This is a genomic window from Halobellus inordinatus (assembly GCF_024498335.1).
GTDB classification, from domain to species: Archaea; Halobacteriota; Halobacteria; order Halobacteriales; family Haloferacaceae; genus Haloquadratum; species Haloquadratum inordinatus.
This window is the reverse complement of the sequence record NZ_CP101825.1, coordinates 1,239,263-1,254,566: the sequence shown is the minus strand read 5'-3', so window position 1 is coordinate 1,254,566 and position 15,304 is coordinate 1,239,263. Positions and strand designations below refer to the sequence as shown.

Sequence of the window (15,304 nt, the reverse complement as noted above, 5' to 3'; positions counted from 1 at the left end):
GCGTTCGCGGGCGAGCGGTTTAGCTTTTTGGTCGGTCGCAGACTGCCTGTGCGAGGTCGTCGTACGCTCGTCTGACGGGGGGCGCAGCGAGCGGGTCGGCCGCAGGCGGGACCGTCGCGAGAACCGGACAGCCGAGCAAGTCGTCGACGCCGGGCGGCGCGAGCCGTGCCCGCGTGAGGACGCCACCGACGACCGGCGTGCCGACCGCGCGCGCCATCGCAGCCGTCTTTGCCGCGTCACGGAGCGCGGCGACGCAGGGCGTCGCGACGAGGAGGACGGCGTCGGCGACGCGCAGCGGGACGGTCGCATCCGGGCCAGCACCGGCCGGACAGTCGACGAGGACGGTGGCGTCGTCGTCGCTGTCGACGAGCCGTCGCAGCCGTCCGCCGACGCCGTCGGGTGCGTCCTGCGGAGCAGGTAGAATCCGAGTTTCAGAACTGGGCGACGCCGGGTCCGGATGGCCGAAGCCACCGGGCGAAGGGTCGCGCGGGACGCCCGCGAGCGCGTGGAGGTTCGGCAGGTCGCAGTCGGCATCCACAGCGAGCGTCGGCCCGTCGACCGCCCGCGCAAGCCCCAGCGTGGTCGTCGTCTTGCCGCTGCCTCCCTTCCCGCCGGCGATAGCGAGCATACCGTCGCTGGTCCCGTCTCGGTACTTGAACGCTCGGACCCAGGTGAAGACGGACCGAAAACAGCCGACTCGCCGAGTTAGTCGTGACAGCAGCCGCCGGCTTCGCCGCCGAAGTCGATCGCCAATGGGTCGGAGATCGCCTCGTTGATCGACTGCAGGCGCTCTTGGAGTTCCTCTTGGGCTTCCAGATAGGCGGCCATCTTCGGCATCGAGTGCAGTTCTTGCTGGGCGGACTGGACCTTCTGGAGTGCCGCTTCGCTCGCGTCCCCAGTCTGACGGGCCTGCATATACTGCTCGCGGAGTTCCTGGAACGTCGCGATCTGCTCTTGGACGTCGTCGTCGTTCTCGACGGCCGCTTTTGTTTCCTCGAACGCCTCGTACTCGGGCGTCTCCGCGATGGCTTCGCCGAGGTCGCTGCCGAGTTCTTCGAGTCGGTCTGTCTGGACGCTCATCGACGTACGTTCGGACGCGATGCGTTTCAAGGTGCCGGACCCAGAGAATCTCGGACACGCTGGCCACCCACTGAGCCGCACTCTCACGGTCGTTCGCCCGGTTCTCGGAACCGCCGACGTTATCAGCGTCGACCGGCTACGGCGTTGCAATGAGTCAGGACGGCGCCACGGAGGGTGATCTCCGAAACACCGGGATGTCGCTGAAGCACGACCGGGAGTGGGACTACGAACTCGACCGCATCGTCGAAGCCATCGAAGAACGTGACGCGACGAAAGTCGGCCTGCAGTTCCCCGAGGGGCTGAAGCGCCGCGGGCCGGCCGTCGCCGACGACCTCCGAGAACTGTGCGACGACGACGTGACGTTTATGCTGTCGGGACAGCCCTGCTACGGGGCTTGTGACCTCGACACCTACCTGATGCGGCGGACCGACGTGTTCGTGCACTTCGGCCACTCGCCGATGAAGGAATCGGAGAACATCATCTACGTGCCGCTGTTCTCGAACGTCGACCCGTTCCCGATCCTCGAAGAGGCCGTCGACGAGTTGCCCGAAGAGGAGGTCGGTCTCGTGACGACGGCGCAGCACATGAATCGCTTCGAGGAGATGGTCGAGTGGCTCGAAGAGCGCGGCTACGACGTCCACACCCGTCGCGGCGACGACCGCCTGACCTACGAGGGGCAGGTCCTCGGCTGCAACTACGCCTCGGCCGACATCGACGCCGATCAGGTGCTCTACGTCGGCGGCGGGAAGTTCCACCCGCTCGGCCTCGCGATGGAGCACCCCGAGAAGAAGGTTCTCATCGCAGATCCCGTCAACAACGTCGTCACCGTCGCGGACACGGAGAAGTTTATGAAACAGCGGTACGGCGCGGTCCACCGCGCGATGGACGCCGAGAAGTGGGGCGTGATCTTCTGTACGAAGATCGGCCAGGGTCGGATGGAGATCGCAGAGTCCATCATCGAGGACAACGACGACGCCTACCTCATCACGATGGACGAAGTGACGCCGGACAGGCTCAGGAATTTCGACATGGACGCGTTCGTCAACACGGGCTGTCCCCGCATCACGACTGACGACGGGCCGCGGTTCCACAAGCCGATGCTGACGCCCCAGGAGTACCGGATCGCCGTCGGCGACGAGCCGCTCGATTCGCTCTCGTTCGACACCTTCCACGGCACCTGGTAAGCGGCTCGACGGTACCGACCGGCGCGTGTGGCTTCCGCGGCGCGTCCCGCTCCCGCGTCGTGTTCTGCTTCCGCCACCGTACCGCGAGCGTGCTGCTCCTGTTACTCGTCGTCGCCGACAGAGTCGCCACTAGCAGCGACCGCGTTTTCGACGTACTCGACCGCTCGTTCGGCGGTCTCGACCGGTTCGACGTGATTCGCGCCGTGCGTGCCGATGCCGGCCGTCGGCCGCTCGTAGACCGCAGCGTAGCCGAGTTCCGAGAGCGTCCCCCCGCTGCCGTCGACCGCGACGACGGCGTCGCCGTTCATCACGACGAGTGCGTTGCGCGCGTGCCCGAGGCCCGTCGCGATCACCTCGTCGACGAACGAGTTGGCATCGGCGCGGTCGTCCGTCGGGAGGATCCCGATCGTGTGCCCGCCGGCCTCGTCGGCGCCGCGACAGACGGCTTCCATCACGCCGCCGAGACCGCCGCAAACGACGGTGTGGCCCCGCTGTGCGATGTGTCGGCCCAGATTCGTCGCCACTTCGGCCGTGTCGTCGTCGATCGTGCTGCCGCCGATGACGCTGATTCGCATAGCGGTCGCTCGGCGGGGATCGTGGAAGAACTTTCGTCTACGAGCGAACCTCGATGGCTTCGATGTCGGCCACCGGGGACAGCGAATCGAGGTCGTCCGCCGGGCCACACCCGCTTCGGCGCTGCATCCGGAGCGGGAGCACCCGGTCGTCGCCGACGACGGGGCTCTGGGTCTCGACGATGTACGCCTCGTGTCGAGTGTCGTGTGAGCACGGGACGAGACGCAGAACCCGTCGGTCGACGATCCCGTCGATGTCGACGTCTTTCTGCCGCGCGTCGATGGTCTCCTCGGTCACTGCGGCCACGCGGGTCACGATCGGCGACGCGAACTCCACGCTGCCGACGGTGAGTGTGTCCGTGTCGAGGGTGATCGCCACCTCGTCGCCCTCGCTCGCGCGTTCGATCTGCTCGAAGAGTTCGGCGGTCATCGGAGCCAGCTATGGAGGGAGCGCTCAAGAACCCTCCTACCGGACGCCGCGTACGGTTACTCCGCGTCGCGAATCGGCGACCCGTCCGCGCGCTTCGGTCCCTCGGAGTCGTACACGACGACGCCCTCGGTATCGACGGGGCTGTAGTTGTCGCGGACGCCGATCGCCTCCTCCAGTTCGCGGACCGCGCGCTCTTTGAGCGCCGCCGCCAACTCCTCCGCGTCCGCGCGGGAGATGTCGCGACCCAGCCCTTCGCACTCGTGGGCGCGGACCATCCCGGCCTCGTCGACGGCCTCGCCCATCGGCTGGCTCGTCCCGCCGAGCGCGACGCTGAACGGGTAGGTCCGACAGATGAGCGGGCGGTCCTCGTGGACACGACAGGCTCCGAGGCCGGCTTCCTCACCCCCGTCGTCGTTCTCTTCGTAGAACACGCAGTCGCCGCAGGCGTCCGCCTGGATCGCCCACTCGAACGTCTCGCCGTGGGGGCCGTCCTCGCCCTCGGTGATCCCGTACGGCATCGGGCGGGCGACGTCGCGCCAGTCGTAGGATTCCGCGTCGTCGTCGTCCGAAGCGTCGTCGTCGTCCGAAGCGTCGTCGTCGTCCGAAGCGTCGTCGTCGTCCGAAGCGTCGTCGCTCGGTTCGTCACCGGCCCCGCTCGCGGCCGCCTGCAGCTCCCGTACTTCGTCGGGGAACACCGTCGCAGTGTGGGGCTCTCCGGTCTCGGAATCGGCGCTCTCGTGGCCCGTACAGCACGCGCCACAGCGCGTGCACTCGAAGCCGATCGACTCGATCGCGTCCGCCAGTTCCGACACCGACAGGTCGCGAGCGCGGGCGAGTTCGGTCTCCAGCGTCGGCGCGTCGCTCACGGTTTCTCTCACAGCGGCGCGGACAAAATCTTCTCGATCAGCAACAACCGCTCCGACGCCGACCCGTCAGCGCGCTTCGACGGTCTCGGCCGTTCGGTCGAACACGACCGAGTTCTCCACGTCCAGTTTCTCGAGGTGCGCGACGACGGTCGCCCGCGCGAGATCACGGACCCCGGTGAGATCGGCGTCGTAGGCGGCGTCGAGCACCGCATCGACGCTTGTGGCACCCGATCGGACGGCATCGAGGACCCGCTGTTCGCGGTCGAGTCGGTGCCGAATCAGGCGTTCACAGGTGGCCCGCGTGTCCGCAATGGCGGGGCCGTGTCCAGGGAACAACTGCGGTGGATTCCGGGCGTAGAGCCGCCGGAGTGCGACGAGGTACGCGCGGATGTCTCCCTCGGGCGCGGCGACGGCGACGCTCCCCTCGGCGACGGCGACGTCGCCGCAGAGCGTCCCGCTCGCAGTCTCGAAGGCGACGTGGTCGGGCGCGTGCCCCGGCACGTCGATCACGGAGACGCCGTCACCGATCGGCAGTTCGCTCCCCTCGACGAACGTCCGATCGGGCCGGATCCCTGCAGCCCGCGCAAAGCGGTCTTCGCGGCCGCGACGACACCAGACGGTTGCGCCCGTCTCGGCGGCGTACGATTCGACACCACCGATATGGTCGGGGTGTGCGTGCGTGACGGCGATGTGGTCGACGGTGCCGTCGGCGACCGCGGCGTCGAGGTCGTCGGTCCGGGCGGGCGGATCGACGAGCAGTGCGGGATCGCCGCCGACGAGGTACGCGTTCGTCGAGCCGGTCGGCACGCGGCCGTCGACCGGGACGGAGATGCGGCGAACGGGGGCGTCGCGCTGGCGGGCCGAAGTCACGACCCGAGCTACTGGCCGTCGGAAGAAAACGCTACCGTCACGGCTCCCGTAGTGAGTGAGCGGCGTGTAGAAGAAAAAGGAAAGCGACGGAGGACGAGTCGCCGAAGCCGTCAGGTGTTGAGGTAGTAGACCTGCTTTCGGGCGTCTTTGAAGCTGTATCGGGAGCCGACGAGGTCGGCGTCTTCCAGACGGTTGAGCGCGTAGCGGACGGTCCGGTCCGGAAGGAGCGATTCTTCGGCGAGTTGTCCCTGCGAGAGCGGCGCGTCGCCTTCGAGAACCTTGGCGACGAGTTTCGCGCTCGGCGGCAGCTCCCGGAGCCGGTCGCGGTACTCCGATTCCGAGAGGAGATCGTCGCTGTCGATTTCTGCGGTACTGGTGCTCATAGGCACACAGAGCAACGTATTGCTGGTAAATGTTGTCTACAAGTGAGACAATATAATCCGTAGACCTTAAACACATACAAGGGCGTAAAATTCGCATCCGAATACGGGGCAAGCGGACGGATCGTCGATCCGTTCAAGCGATGGCGGACGCGACGCGCATCCAGTACGGTTTTAGTCCGCGAGCGTGGACTGGCAGATAGCGTGAAAGGAAAGGAGTGGTACCAGGCTGACGACGTCGCCCAGGAGTACGACTCGAAGCGGTTCTCACGGGGCGGGAGACTCATCGACAGCCGCGAGAAACGGGCCGTCGTCGAAGCGATCGGACCTGTCGAGGACAAAGACGTCCTCGAAATCGCCTGCGGGACGGGGCGGTTCACCGTGATGCTGGCCGAACGCGGGGCGAACATCGTCGGACTCGACATCTCCAACGCGATGTTGGCCCAAGGCCGCGAGAAGGCTCGGCAGGCCGGCGTCGACGACCACATCGAGTTCCTCCGCGGCGACGCCGCCCGGCTGCCCTTCCCCGACAACCACTTCGACGCCGTCTTCGCGATGCGGTTTTTCCACCTCGCGGAGACGCCGGCGAAGTTCATAGCCGAGATGGCTCGCGTCTCGAAAGACATCGTCTTCTTCGACACCTTCAACGAGCAGAGCACCCGCGTCGTCTACAATTGGCTGCTCCCGATGGGCTCGCATCTCTACTCCTCGGATCAGGTCGAACGGCTGCTCGACGGCGCCGGCCTGTCGATGGTCGACGCCGCACACGACTTCCTGCTCCCGTACGGCTTCTACCGCAAGATTCCGAACGGCATCGCCCAGGAGTTCCGCGACCTCGACACGTCGATCGGCGAGACGTCGGTCGGCGACGCGCTGGCGTCGGTCTCCTACTGGACTGCGACCGTCGACACCGCCAAGCACGGATAGCGCGAGCAGTTCCACGAGCGTCGTCTCGTACTCCGACCGCTCCGCCGCCGAATCGCCCGGCGAGTCCGAGTCGCGGTCGGCCCGAGGTGCGACATTTAAGTTCTCGTGTCGCAACCGACGGGTATGGAGCTCTCGGTAGTGGTCCCGACCCTGAACGAACGGGACCATCTCGCGGCCACGCTCGACGTCCTGGCCGCGCACGCCCCCGACGCCGAGGTCGTGGTGGTCAACGGCCCCTCGGCCGACGGGACGACGGGGATGATCCGTGACCGAGACGACGTCGACGTGCTCGTGGAAGTCTCCGATCGGACGCTGAACGTCTCTCGCAACGCGGGGATTCGAGCCGCGTCGGGCGACGTCGTCGCTTTTCTCCGACACGACCTCGCCATCGAAGAGGGCTGGACGACCGCCATCGAAGCAGGGCTACAGAACGCGGCAGTCGTGACGGGTCCCATCCACGAGACGCTGCCGGCCGGGATGACGACGACCGCGCCGGAGACCCGGCAGATCCGCGGGCGCGACGTGACGTACTTCAACGGCGGCAACGTCGCCTTCCGCGCCACGGTGCTCGACCGCCTCGACGGCTTCGACGAGTACCTCGAAACCGGAGGTGCACGCGACGCCGCACACCGACTTGCCGGACTCGGCTACGACGTCGCCTGGGAGTCAGAGATGTCCGTCCGCACGGAGTACGAAGCCGATGGCGGGGTCGACGAACGCGACCACAGGTGGAAGTATCGGGCGCTGACGTATCGGCTGGTGAAAAATTACGGCCTCCGCCCGACCGTCCTCCGTCGGATCGTTTCGCACGCGGGCTCGGATGCGATTGCGGCCGCCCGCGACGTCGTCGCAGGCGATGCCACACCGACGGGCTGGGTCGGCACCGGACGCGACGTGGTCGCCGGCGTCGCGACCGGCTGGTCGGACGGCCTCGTCGCTCGCGCGAGAGATCAGAGCCCGACCCGGAATCCGCACGGCTGCTCGAAGCGCGCCGACCGGGCGGTCGCGAGGTACGACTGGCGCTGACCGCGGGCCCGAACCGGGAAGTCATAGGGGTTATCGTACGTCCTCATAGATGTCTCGCCAGACGATACGGCGAGAATCTCCGAACAGTGACGATAATCCCTATCAGTCTTCGCCGGGCGCGAGTCCGGGGACGACCCGTGAGGGGTTCGTCGAGAACGCGCGCCGCATCGCGTCCTCGGAGACGTCGAGCGTCAGAATCTCCATCACGCCGACGTTCGGGTGCGTCTCGGGTGCCCCGCTCCCGAACAGCACGCGGTCGGGATGTTCCAGCAGCGCGCGTTCGAGGACGCTCCGGAAGTGGACGTGTTTCGTGTCCAGATAGAGCTGATCGTACTGATCGAGGAGTTCGATGGCCTCGAGCATCAGTTCGCGGTCGAGCGGGTAGCCGCCGAAGCCGGCGAGAACGACCGGGAAATCGCGATCCAAGAGCGTCTCGGCGACCGCCGCGGGCGGAAACTCGCGGCCGCCGTCGACGACGACCGGGAGTCCGACGTCCTCCAGTTGATCCAGCGTCGCCTCGTCGGGGAGCCCGTCTCGGTCGGGGGCGAGCGTGAAGCCGTGAAACCGGTCGTCGTAGGCGTACTGCTCGATGTCCTCGGGACTGGCGTGGTGTGACGCCCGCGAGGCGGTGAGGTTACGGAGCCGAGCAGACGCACGGGAACTCGGGTCGCGCGGGCCGTCGATGCGGGCGAACGCCAGGAACGGCCGCTCGACGCTCAGCCGCGCGACCGCGTTGTTCGCCCGGAGGTACCCCTCGTCGGCGGGGCGGCTCCCCGGCGAAACGACCGCCTTGACGACGCCCGCCTGGTGGAGTTCGCGTTCGAGCGATTCGGGCGTCGTCTCGCGGCCGCGGCTCGCGACCTCCGCCTCGTCGGTCGGATCCAACCGCGCGTGGAGGTCGACGACCCGAAACCCGTGGTTCAACTCGAGCATCGTCGGACACTGTCGCGGCGACGCAAATATACCTTGGCGAATGCGTCCGCTGCGTGCGGGCGGCTCCCGTCGTGCCCTGGCACCCCGTGAAACATACATAAAGTGTCACAAACCGTCGCTCGCTTGCTGGCACTCCGTATCGAGACACACACAATCACGCTTAGAAGACCCTTAGCGGCATTCAGACCCTGAAATCCGAAATGTACATATAGAACTGCTAACGTCTTTTCCGTCGAGGTTCCATAAATATGTCGACACGTATGCAGCCACTGTACGTTCTCTCCGGAAGCAGCGAGCGCACCCGCGGGGGTGACGCACAGGACTCGAACATCCGGGCGGGCAAGGCCGTCGCGAGCGCCGTTCGGACGACGCTCGGTCCGCGCGGGATGGACAAAATGCTCGTCGATTCGGGGGGCAACGTCGTCGTCACCAACGACGGCGCGACGATACTCGAGGAGATGGACATCGAGCACCCGGCCGCTCAGATGATCGTCGAGGTCGCACAGACCCAAGAAGAGAGCGTCGGCGACGGCACCACCACCGCATCGGTACTGACGGGCGAACTCCTCTCGCACGCAGAGCACCTCCTCGACGACGACCTCCATCCGACGGTCATCATCGAGGGCTACAACGAGGCCGCCCGACTCGCCCAGGAGGCAATCGAGAACCAGGTGCTCGACGTGACACTCGACGACGACGTGCTGGCGGCCGTCGCGGAGTCGTCGATGACCGGCAAAGGGACCGGCGACGTCACCGCCGACGTGCTCGCGCGCCACGTCGTCGACGCCGTCCGCGCGGTCCACAACGGAAGCGAACCCTTCGACGCCGACGACGTGCGCATCCTCACCCGCACGGGCGCGTCGTCGTCGGCGACCGAACTAGTCGAGGGCGTGGTCGTCGACAAGTCGCGCGCTCACGACGGAATGCCTCGATCCGTCGAGGACGCGACAGTCGCCGTCCTGACGACGAAACTCGACGTCCGCGAGGGCGAAGCCGGCACCGAATACAGCATCTCCTCGGTCGACCAACTCGAAGCCGCGATCGAGGCCGAAGACGCGGAACTCCGCGGGTACGCGACGGCACTGGCGGACGCCGGCGTCGACGTCGTCTTCTGCACGAAGTCGATCGCCGACCGCGTCGTCGACCACCTCGCGCGGCAGGGCATCCTCGCGTTCAAGAGCGTGAAGTCCGCGGATGCGCGCGCTATCGCCCGGGCGACCGGCGCGAAGCAACTCGGCGACGTGCGCGATCTCGATCCCGCCGACTTCGGCCACGCAGACCGGATCGCGACCCGGACGTTCGGCGACGACGAACTCACCTTCGTCGAGGGCGGCGACGCCGCGAAAACGGTGACGCTCCTGCTCCGCGGCGGGACCGAACACGTCGTCGACGAACTCGAACGGGCGATTTCGGACGCCGTCGACGTCACCGTCGCCGCGATCGACGCGGGCGGCGTCGTCCCCGGCGCCGGCGCGACCGAAGTCGCGGTCGCGGATCACATCCGCTCGGCAGCGAGCGGCGTGCAGGGACGCAAACAGCTCGCGGTCGAGGCCTTCGCCGACGCCGTTGAGGCGCTCCCGCGCACGCTCGCGACGAACGCCGGAATGGACCCGATCGACGCCGTCGTCGAACTCCGATCGACGTTCGACCGCGACGGCGTCGCGGGGATTCTCTCGACGGGGCGAACTGGCGAAGTTGGCGACCCGATCGAGGCGGGCGTTTTCGACCCCGCGGCCGTGAAGCGCGAAGCCGTCACCGCCGCCACTGAAGCGGCGACGATGATCATCCGCATCGACGACGTCATCGCCGCGAAGTAAGCGCGCCCCACCCCCAGTAATCGCTCCTTCCTCACAGAAGCGCGCCTCACTCCGAGAACACGACGTCGTCACCGGGGGCGAGGTCGAACGCCTCGTCCCCACGACCCCGATTCACGTCGCATTCGACGTAGCCGTGGCTCCCGACAGTCACCAGGCGTGCGCCCTCGGGAACGTCCGCGAACGCAGTCGCGACGGTCGCGGAGGTGCCGTTCACGCCGAGGTCGTCGCCCTCACGACCGTCGAGGAAGGAACCGGGGACGTTCGTGATCGCGTTGCCGAAGTCGTCGACGACGAGGACTTCGCCGCGCGCCTCGTTCGCGCTGGGGTCCAGCGTCGGTTCCGGGAACCGGCAGTCGACGACTGTTTCGGGTGCGTCAGCGGCGACGAACGTCTCCGCGTGTGTCACCGCGTCGATCGATCCGACGGCGTCGACGCCGACCTCGTGGACCGCGGCGGCCGCGGGAGCGAACACGTCCCGTCCGTGGAACGTCGACGAGGCGGGGTCGGCGTAGTCGTAGACGAAGCACTCGATGGGGACGGTCTCGTCAGTGTTCGCAGCGAGGCGACGCGCCGCCGGCAGCAACACGCCGTTGTCGGGGCCGACGAGCGCGTGCTCACCCGCGCGGACGACGAGCGCGTCGCGGTCGGTGCCGACGCCGGGGTCGACGACGACGAGGTGGACCGCGGGCGGGAAGTACGGGAGCGTCTCGCGACACCAGAACGCGGCGGCGCGGACGTCCTGGCGGGGGAGATCGTGGGCGACGTCGACGAGGCGGGCGTCGGTGTGCTGGAGGACGACGCCTTTCATCGCGGCCGGGTACGGGGAGCCGAAATCGGAGGCGAGCGTGAGCATTACTCTCTCACTCGGGGTCCGTACTGCTGTCGCCGTTAGCGTCGGTGTCGCTGACGCGCTGGATGCGCTCTATGCCGTTGATCTCCTCGACGACGTCGACGACGGGGTCCGGCACCAGACGCTGCCAGTCCTCGCCGTGGATCATCCGCGAGCGGAGTTCCGCGCCTTCGAGGACGTCCCGATTGAACATCGGCGACTGGCGGACTTCGACGCCCGCCTCCGAGAACAGTTGGATGACGAGCGGGTTGTTGGAGTAGGCGACGTCGAACGCGGGCGACATACTCTGGACGTGGCTCACCCAGACGGAGTTCCGGTCGAGGTCCTCGATCGGGACCGCGTAGGTAGTGATATCGAGGTCCGAGACGGACTTCGTCACCATCATCACGCGCTCGCCGGCCGTGAACGGATTCCGCGGGCTGTGAGAGTCACCAGCCGATCCGATCCCGAGGACGAGTTCGTCGACTTCACGTGCGATCTCCTCGACCATCCGGTGGTGCCCGTTGTGGTAGGGCTGGAACCGGCCGATATAGAACCCCCGCATACCACAACTGTGGCTGCCATCATTTATAAATACCCCGAGACGCGGCAGAGCGGTAATACAGCACATAAGCGGCCTGAAACAGTCGATATCGCGGGTGCAGCCCCGATACATTCGAGGAGAAAGTATATCAGTCGCCCGGCCTACCGTATAGGTAGCGAAGTATTCTATGAGTAACGACACGGAAGCCGACGAGAACGCCCCCGAAGAGGGGGGCGGCGTCACCGACGAGGCGCCCGACTCACCGCCGTCTGACGGCAGTGAGCGGTTCCCCGACGGGGTCGCCGACGAACCGTCCGACGGAGCCGTCGGACCCGACGAGCGAGGCGACCGTCCCGGAGACCGGAACGGTCAATCCGATGGAAGCGTCGAGGGAACCATCGAGGACCTCGGAAGCGACGTCGAAGTCGACGCCGAGGTCGCAGAGGACGTCGACGAAGACGACCTCCTCGGTGGACTGCGGATCGACTCCACGGAAGAGATCGACGTTCCGGACCGGCTCGTCGACCAGGTCATCGGGCAGGAACACGCCCGAGACGTGGTAATGAAGGCTGCAAAGCAACGGCGGCACGTGATGATGATCGGCTCGCCCGGGACGGGCAAGTCGATGCTCGCGAAGGCGATGTCGGAGCTGCTGCCGCCCGAAGAACTGCAGGACGTCCTCGTCTATCATAACCCCGACGACGGGAACAACCCCAAGGTTCGGACCGTTCCCGCCGGGAAAGGCGAGCAGATCGTCGAGGCCCACAAAGAGGAAGCGAGAAAGCGCAACCAGATGCGCTCGTTCCTCATGTGGATCATCATCGCGATCGTCATCGGCTACTCGTTCATCATCGCCGGGCAGATCCTGCTCGGCATCCTCGCAGCCGGTGTCATCTACCTCGCGTTCCGCTACGGCTCGCGCGGTGGCGACGCGATGGTGCCGAACCTCATCGTGAACAACGCCGACACGACGACCGCGCCCTTCGAGGACGCGACCGGCGCCCACGCCGGTGCACTGCTCGGCGACGTCCGCCACGACCCGTTCCAGTCCGGTGGGATGGAGACGCCGAGCCACGACCGCGTCGAACCCGGCGCGATCCACAAGGCGAACAAGGGCGTGCTGTTCATCGACGAGATCAACACGCTCGACATCCGCAGCCAGCAGCACCTGATGACGGCGATCCAGGAGGGCGAGTTCTCGATCACCGGCCAGTCCGAGCGCTCCTCGGGCGCGATGGTCCAGACCGAACCCGTCCCGACGGACTTCATCATGATCGCCGCGGGGAACCTCGACGCGATGGAGAATATGCACCCCGCCCTGCGCTCGCGGATCAAGGGCTACGGGTACGAGGTGTACATGGACGACACCATCGAGGACACCCCAGAGATGCGCCGGAAGTACGCCCGCTTCGTGGCCCAGGAAGTCAGCAAGGACGGCCGCCTGCCGGAGTATTCCGCCGAGGCGATCGAGGAGATCATCCTCGAAGCGCGGCGGCGTGCCGGCCGCAAGGGCCACCTGACGCTCAAACTGCGTAATCTGGGTGGGCTCGTCCGGGTCGCCGGCGACATCGCCCGCTCGGAGGACGCCGACGCCGTCACGCGCGATCACGTGCTGCAGGCGAAGGGTCGCAGCCGCTCGATCGAACAGCAGCTCGCGGACGACTACATCGAGCGCCGGAAGGACTACGAACTGCAGGTCTCGGAAGGCTACGAGGTCGGCCGCGTCAACGGGCTCGCCGTGATGGGCGAAGACTCGGGCATTATGCTCCCCGTGATGGCCGAAGTCACGCCGTCGCAGGGTCCCGGTGAGGTCATCGCGACCGGCCAGCTGAAGGAGATGGCCCAAGAGGCCGTCTCGAACGTCTCGGCGATCATCAAGAAGTTCTCCGACGAGAACATCTCCGAGAAGGATATCCACATCCAGTTCGTCCAGACCGGCCAGCAGGGCGTCGACGGCGACTCCGCGTCCATCACCGTCGCGACCGCAGTCATCTCCGCGCTCGAAGATATGGGCGTCGATCAGTCGCTCGCGATGACCGGCTCGCTGTCGGTCCGCGGCGACGTGCTCCCGGTCGGCGGGGTCACGCACAAGATCGAGGCCGCCGCCAAGTCCGGCTGTGACCGGGTCATCATCCCGGCCGCGAATATGCAAGACGTGATGATCGAAGAGGAGTACGAGGAGATGGTCGAGATCATCCCCGTCTCCCACATCAGCGAAGTGCTCGACATCGCGCTCGAAGGCGAGCCCGAGAAGGACTCGCTCGTCGACCGCCTCAAGAGCATCACCGGCTCGGCGCTCTCGCAGGGTGAGAACGTCTCCGGACCCTCTAGCCCGAGTCCGCAGTAACGTCTATGCCCCAGTGGGCGACGTTCGCCGGATTCGCGTTCGTCGTCACCGCGGGACTCCTCTTACTTTCGCACGCGTCACGCGGCGTGCTTTCCGAACGAGATCACACACAGAGCGACGGCGACGTCGATCAGCAGGGGCGAGCCGCGAGGCCGCGATCGACCGACGCCGATAGTGAGACCGGCGCGAACGCCGCCGCTCGCGGCTCGGAGACAGATCACGGCGAGCCCACCGAAGTCGGAGCGTTTCAGCGCGTCGACGCGACCGACGAGGCTGCGAAGGCGCGCCACGACGAGGAGACGATCGTGCTGCCGAAGTCCGGCGTCGAGTACCGGGTGACAGATGCGGGTCTGAATCAGGGCGGGTCCGCGCCCGCACGGGAACTCTCGACCGCGTCGCTACTCGCGAACGTCGCCGTCTCGCAGGGCCTCTTTGGCGTGCTCCTGCTCGCAGGTGCGTGGTACGCCGAGATCCCCGCGTGGGCGTTCGGCGTCGCTGCAGAAACTGTCAGCGTGCGCGCCCTCGCGATCGGCGTCGGCCTCGGCCTCGCGCTCTACGCCGCGAACGAGGCCGGCGCGGCCGTCGGCGCCCAGTTCGGACTCGGCGAGGGTGAGCGACTGCGGAGCGCGCTCGCACCGGACACGCTGCTCGGTTGGGCGGTCCTGTTGCTCGTCGTTTTGCCCATCATCGCGGGCTTCGAGGAACTGCTCTTTCGGGGAGCACTCGTCGGCGTCGTCGCGGCCGGCTACGACGTCTCACCGTGGGTGATGGCCGTCGTTTCCTCGGGTGCATTCGCGCTTGGACACGGCGCACAGGGTCGCCTCGGTGTGCTCGTGACCGGGACGCTGGGCTTCGTCCTCGCGGCGGCGTTCGTCGTGACTGGAAGTCTCCTCGTCGTCGTGGTCGCGCACTATCTCGTGAACGCGCTGGAGTTCGTCGTGCACGAAGGACTCGGCGTCGAGTGGGCACGCGATAACTGATAGCGTGGGCCGCGCCGACGTTCTGCAGGTCTCCTCAAACCGACTCGATCTCTCGCAACCGTTCTGTGACCGACGCGGGCGCGCCGCTGGGGGCGTCGCGGACGCGATGGTCCGGGACGAAAAGCGGCACCGGATTCTCCGCTAACGCGGCTCGCGCAGTTTCCACGTCCTCGGCTTCGTCGGGGTCGAGGTCGGCCATCCGCATCACGCGGTCCAGTGACACCGTCTCGCCGTAGGGGACGTTGCGCGTCGCTTCCAAGACGCGCCGCTGTTCGGTCGGGACCGTGAGTGCGACCTCGACGTCGTCGAAGTGGTCGGACGCGCCGTCGAGGTACGCGAAGGCGCGATCCAGCAGCGGGTGATCGGATGCTGCGTCCGCCGGCGGCGACGCCGGGAACGAGACGCTGATCACGCGGCCGCTGGCGATCCCGATCTCGATCGACCGGCCCAGCCGGTCGGATTCGCGGGCGAAGACGCCGACGTCCATACTCCCGCGTTGCGCGCCATCGTTCTTGAACG

At 67.0% G+C, this 15,304-nt stretch carries 17 protein-coding genes; 6 read left to right on the top strand and 11 right to left on the bottom strand.

Annotated features, from left to right (window positions below; genetic code table 11):
• Positions 1-19: 19 nt before the first annotated feature.
• Positions 20-628 carry a MinD/ParA family ATP-binding protein gene (locus tag NO362_RS06430; protein WP_256546555.1) on the bottom strand — a complete coding sequence of 203 codons (609 nt, stop codon included), beginning with the start codon at positions 626-628 and terminating at the stop codon, positions 20-22.
• Between the two features lie 77 nt (positions 629-705).
• On the bottom strand, positions 706-1,080 hold the full coding sequence (locus NO362_RS06425; protein WP_256287964.1) for a YlbF/YmcA family competence regulator: 375 nt from the start codon (positions 1,078-1,080) through the stop codon (positions 706-708).
• A gap of 149 nt (positions 1,081-1,229) precedes the next feature.
• On the opposite strand from NO362_RS06425, the gene dph2 reads away from it, so the two are divergent.
• Positions 1,230-2,264 (top strand): diphthamide biosynthesis enzyme Dph2, encoded by a 1,035-nt coding sequence (dph2, locus tag NO362_RS06420; RefSeq protein ID WP_256287963.1) that lies wholly within the window; start codon positions 1,230-1,232, stop codon positions 2,262-2,264.
• Between the two features lie 101 nt (positions 2,265-2,365).
• On the opposite strand, the gene NO362_RS06415 is transcribed toward dph2, so the two are convergent.
• The 5 genes from NO362_RS06415 to NO362_RS06395 all read right to left on the bottom strand — a co-directional run bounded on the left by NO362_RS06415 (position 2,366) and on the right by NO362_RS06395 (position 5,385).
• On the bottom strand, positions 2,366-2,839 hold the full coding sequence (locus NO362_RS06415; protein ID WP_256546554.1) for a TIGR00725 family protein: 474 nt from the start codon (positions 2,837-2,839) through the stop codon (positions 2,366-2,368).
• A gap of 37 nt (positions 2,840-2,876) precedes the next feature.
• A complete protein-coding gene (locus NO362_RS06410; RefSeq protein ID WP_256546553.1) occupies positions 2,877-3,266 on the bottom strand; it encodes a hypothetical protein in 390 nt (129 codons plus the stop codon).
• A 56-nt stretch (positions 3,267-3,322) separates the two neighbouring features.
• The gene (locus NO362_RS06405; RefSeq protein WP_256546552.1) at positions 3,323-4,132 is read right to left on the bottom strand and encodes a YkgJ family cysteine cluster protein; all 810 of its coding nucleotides are present in this window, start codon (positions 4,130-4,132) and stop codon (positions 3,323-3,325) included.
• Positions 4,133-4,198: 66 nt separating this feature from the next.
• Entirely contained in the window at positions 4,199-5,002 is an 804-nt protein-coding gene (locus NO362_RS06400) for an MBL fold metallo-hydrolase (RefSeq protein WP_256546551.1), read from the bottom strand.
• Positions 5,003-5,112: 110 nt separating this feature from the next.
• Positions 5,113-5,385 carry a MarR family transcriptional regulator gene (locus tag NO362_RS06395; RefSeq protein WP_256546550.1) on the bottom strand — a complete coding sequence of 91 codons (273 nt, stop codon included), beginning with the start codon at positions 5,383-5,385 and terminating at the stop codon, positions 5,113-5,115.
• Between the two features lie 201 nt (positions 5,386-5,586).
• Between NO362_RS06395 and NO362_RS06390 the strand changes: the two genes are divergently transcribed.
• Entirely contained in the window at positions 5,587-6,309 is a 723-nt protein-coding gene (locus NO362_RS06390) for a class I SAM-dependent methyltransferase (protein ID WP_256546549.1), read from the top strand.
• A gap of 123 nt (positions 6,310-6,432) precedes the next feature.
• Complete coding sequence (locus NO362_RS06385; RefSeq protein ID WP_256546548.1) at positions 6,433-7,335, top strand: glycosyltransferase family 2 protein; 903 nt, start codon at positions 6,433-6,435, stop codon at positions 7,333-7,335.
• 102 nt (positions 7,336-7,437) lie between these two features.
• Here NO362_RS06385 and NO362_RS06380 read toward each other — a convergent pair whose 3' ends face one another.
• Positions 7,438-8,268, bottom strand: coding sequence for an amidohydrolase family protein (locus NO362_RS06380; protein ID WP_256546547.1), 831 nt, complete (start codon positions 8,266-8,268; stop codon positions 7,438-7,440).
• A gap of 248 nt (positions 8,269-8,516) precedes the next feature.
• On the opposite strand from NO362_RS06380, the gene thsA reads away from it, so the two are divergent.
• Entirely contained in the window at positions 8,517-10,085 is a 1,569-nt protein-coding gene (gene thsA, locus NO362_RS06375; RefSeq protein ID WP_256546546.1) for a thermosome subunit alpha, read from the top strand.
• A gap of 46 nt (positions 10,086-10,131) precedes the next feature.
• Here the strand turns inward: thsA and NO362_RS06370 are convergent, their stop codons facing one another.
• Positions 10,132-10,938 (bottom strand): SAM hydrolase/SAM-dependent halogenase family protein, encoded by an 807-nt coding sequence (locus tag NO362_RS06370; protein ID WP_256546545.1) that lies wholly within the window; start codon positions 10,936-10,938, stop codon positions 10,132-10,134.
• Positions 10,939-10,945: 7 nt separating this feature from the next.
• Positions 10,946-11,479 carry a nicotinamide-nucleotide adenylyltransferase gene (locus tag NO362_RS06365; RefSeq protein WP_256546544.1) on the bottom strand — a complete coding sequence of 178 codons (534 nt, stop codon included), beginning with the start codon at positions 11,477-11,479 and terminating at the stop codon, positions 10,946-10,948.
• 166 nt (positions 11,480-11,645) lie between these two features.
• Here NO362_RS06365 and lonB point away from each other — a divergent pair, with 166 nt between their 5' ends.
• Both lonB and NO362_RS06355 read left to right on the top strand, forming a co-directional pair.
• A complete protein-coding gene (lonB, locus tag NO362_RS06360) occupies positions 11,646-13,805 on the top strand; it encodes an ATP-dependent protease LonB (RefSeq protein WP_256546543.1) in 2,160 nt (719 codons plus the stop codon).
• A 5-nt stretch (positions 13,806-13,810) separates the two neighbouring features.
• Complete coding sequence (locus tag NO362_RS06355; RefSeq protein ID WP_256546542.1) at positions 13,811-14,785, top strand: CPBP family intramembrane glutamic endopeptidase; 975 nt, start codon at positions 13,811-13,813, stop codon at positions 14,783-14,785.
• Between the two features lie 34 nt (positions 14,786-14,819).
• Here NO362_RS06355 and NO362_RS06350 read toward each other — a convergent pair whose 3' ends face one another.
• Positions 14,820-15,272 (bottom strand): MGMT family protein, encoded by a 453-nt coding sequence (locus NO362_RS06350; RefSeq protein WP_256546541.1) that lies wholly within the window; start codon positions 15,270-15,272, stop codon positions 14,820-14,822.
• Positions 15,273-15,304 lie beyond the last annotated feature (32 nt).

What these genes read in the sequence shown, in the direction of transcription:
- NO362_RS06430 (WP_256546555.1), bottom strand. Translation starts at nt 628, where the DNA reads ATGCTCGCTATCGCCGGCGGGAAGGGAGGCAGCGGCAAGACGACGACC.
- NO362_RS06425 (WP_256287964.1), bottom strand. Translation starts at nt 1,080, where the DNA reads ATGAGCGTCCAGACAGACCGACTCGAAGAACTCGGCAGCGACCTCGGC.
- dph2 (WP_256287963.1), top strand. Translation starts at nt 1,230, where the DNA reads ATGAGTCAGGACGGCGCCACGGAGGGTGATCTCCGAAACACCGGGATG.
- NO362_RS06415 (WP_256546554.1), bottom strand. Translation starts at nt 2,839, where the DNA reads ATGCGAATCAGCGTCATCGGCGGCAGCACGATCGACGACGACACGGCC.
- NO362_RS06410 (WP_256546553.1), bottom strand. Translation starts at nt 3,266, where the DNA reads ATGACCGCCGAACTCTTCGAGCAGATCGAACGCGCGAGCGAGGGCGAC.
- NO362_RS06395 (WP_256546550.1), bottom strand. Translation starts at nt 5,385, where the DNA reads ATGAGCACCAGTACCGCAGAAATCGACAGCGACGATCTCCTCTCGGAA.
- NO362_RS06385 (WP_256546548.1), top strand. Translation starts at nt 6,433, where the DNA reads ATGGAGCTCTCGGTAGTGGTCCCGACCCTGAACGAACGGGACCATCTC.
- NO362_RS06380 (WP_256546547.1), bottom strand. Translation starts at nt 8,268, where the DNA reads ATGCTCGAGTTGAACCACGGGTTTCGGGTCGTCGACCTCCACGCGCGG.
- thsA (WP_256546546.1), top strand. Translation starts at nt 8,517, where the DNA reads ATGTCGACACGTATGCAGCCACTGTACGTTCTCTCCGGAAGCAGCGAG.
- NO362_RS06370 (WP_256546545.1), bottom strand. Translation starts at nt 10,938, where the DNA reads ATGCTCACGCTCGCCTCCGATTTCGGCTCCCCGTACCCGGCCGCGATG.
- NO362_RS06365 (WP_256546544.1), bottom strand. Translation starts at nt 11,479, where the DNA reads ATGCGGGGGTTCTATATCGGCCGGTTCCAGCCCTACCACAACGGGCAC.
- lonB (WP_256546543.1), top strand. Translation starts at nt 11,646, where the DNA reads ATGAGTAACGACACGGAAGCCGACGAGAACGCCCCCGAAGAGGGGGGC.
- NO362_RS06355 (WP_256546542.1), top strand. Translation starts at nt 13,811, where the DNA reads ATGCCCCAGTGGGCGACGTTCGCCGGATTCGCGTTCGTCGTCACCGCG.
- NO362_RS06350 (WP_256546541.1), bottom strand. Translation starts at nt 15,272, where the DNA reads ATGGACGTCGGCGTCTTCGCCCGCGAATCCGACCGGCTGGGCCGGTCG.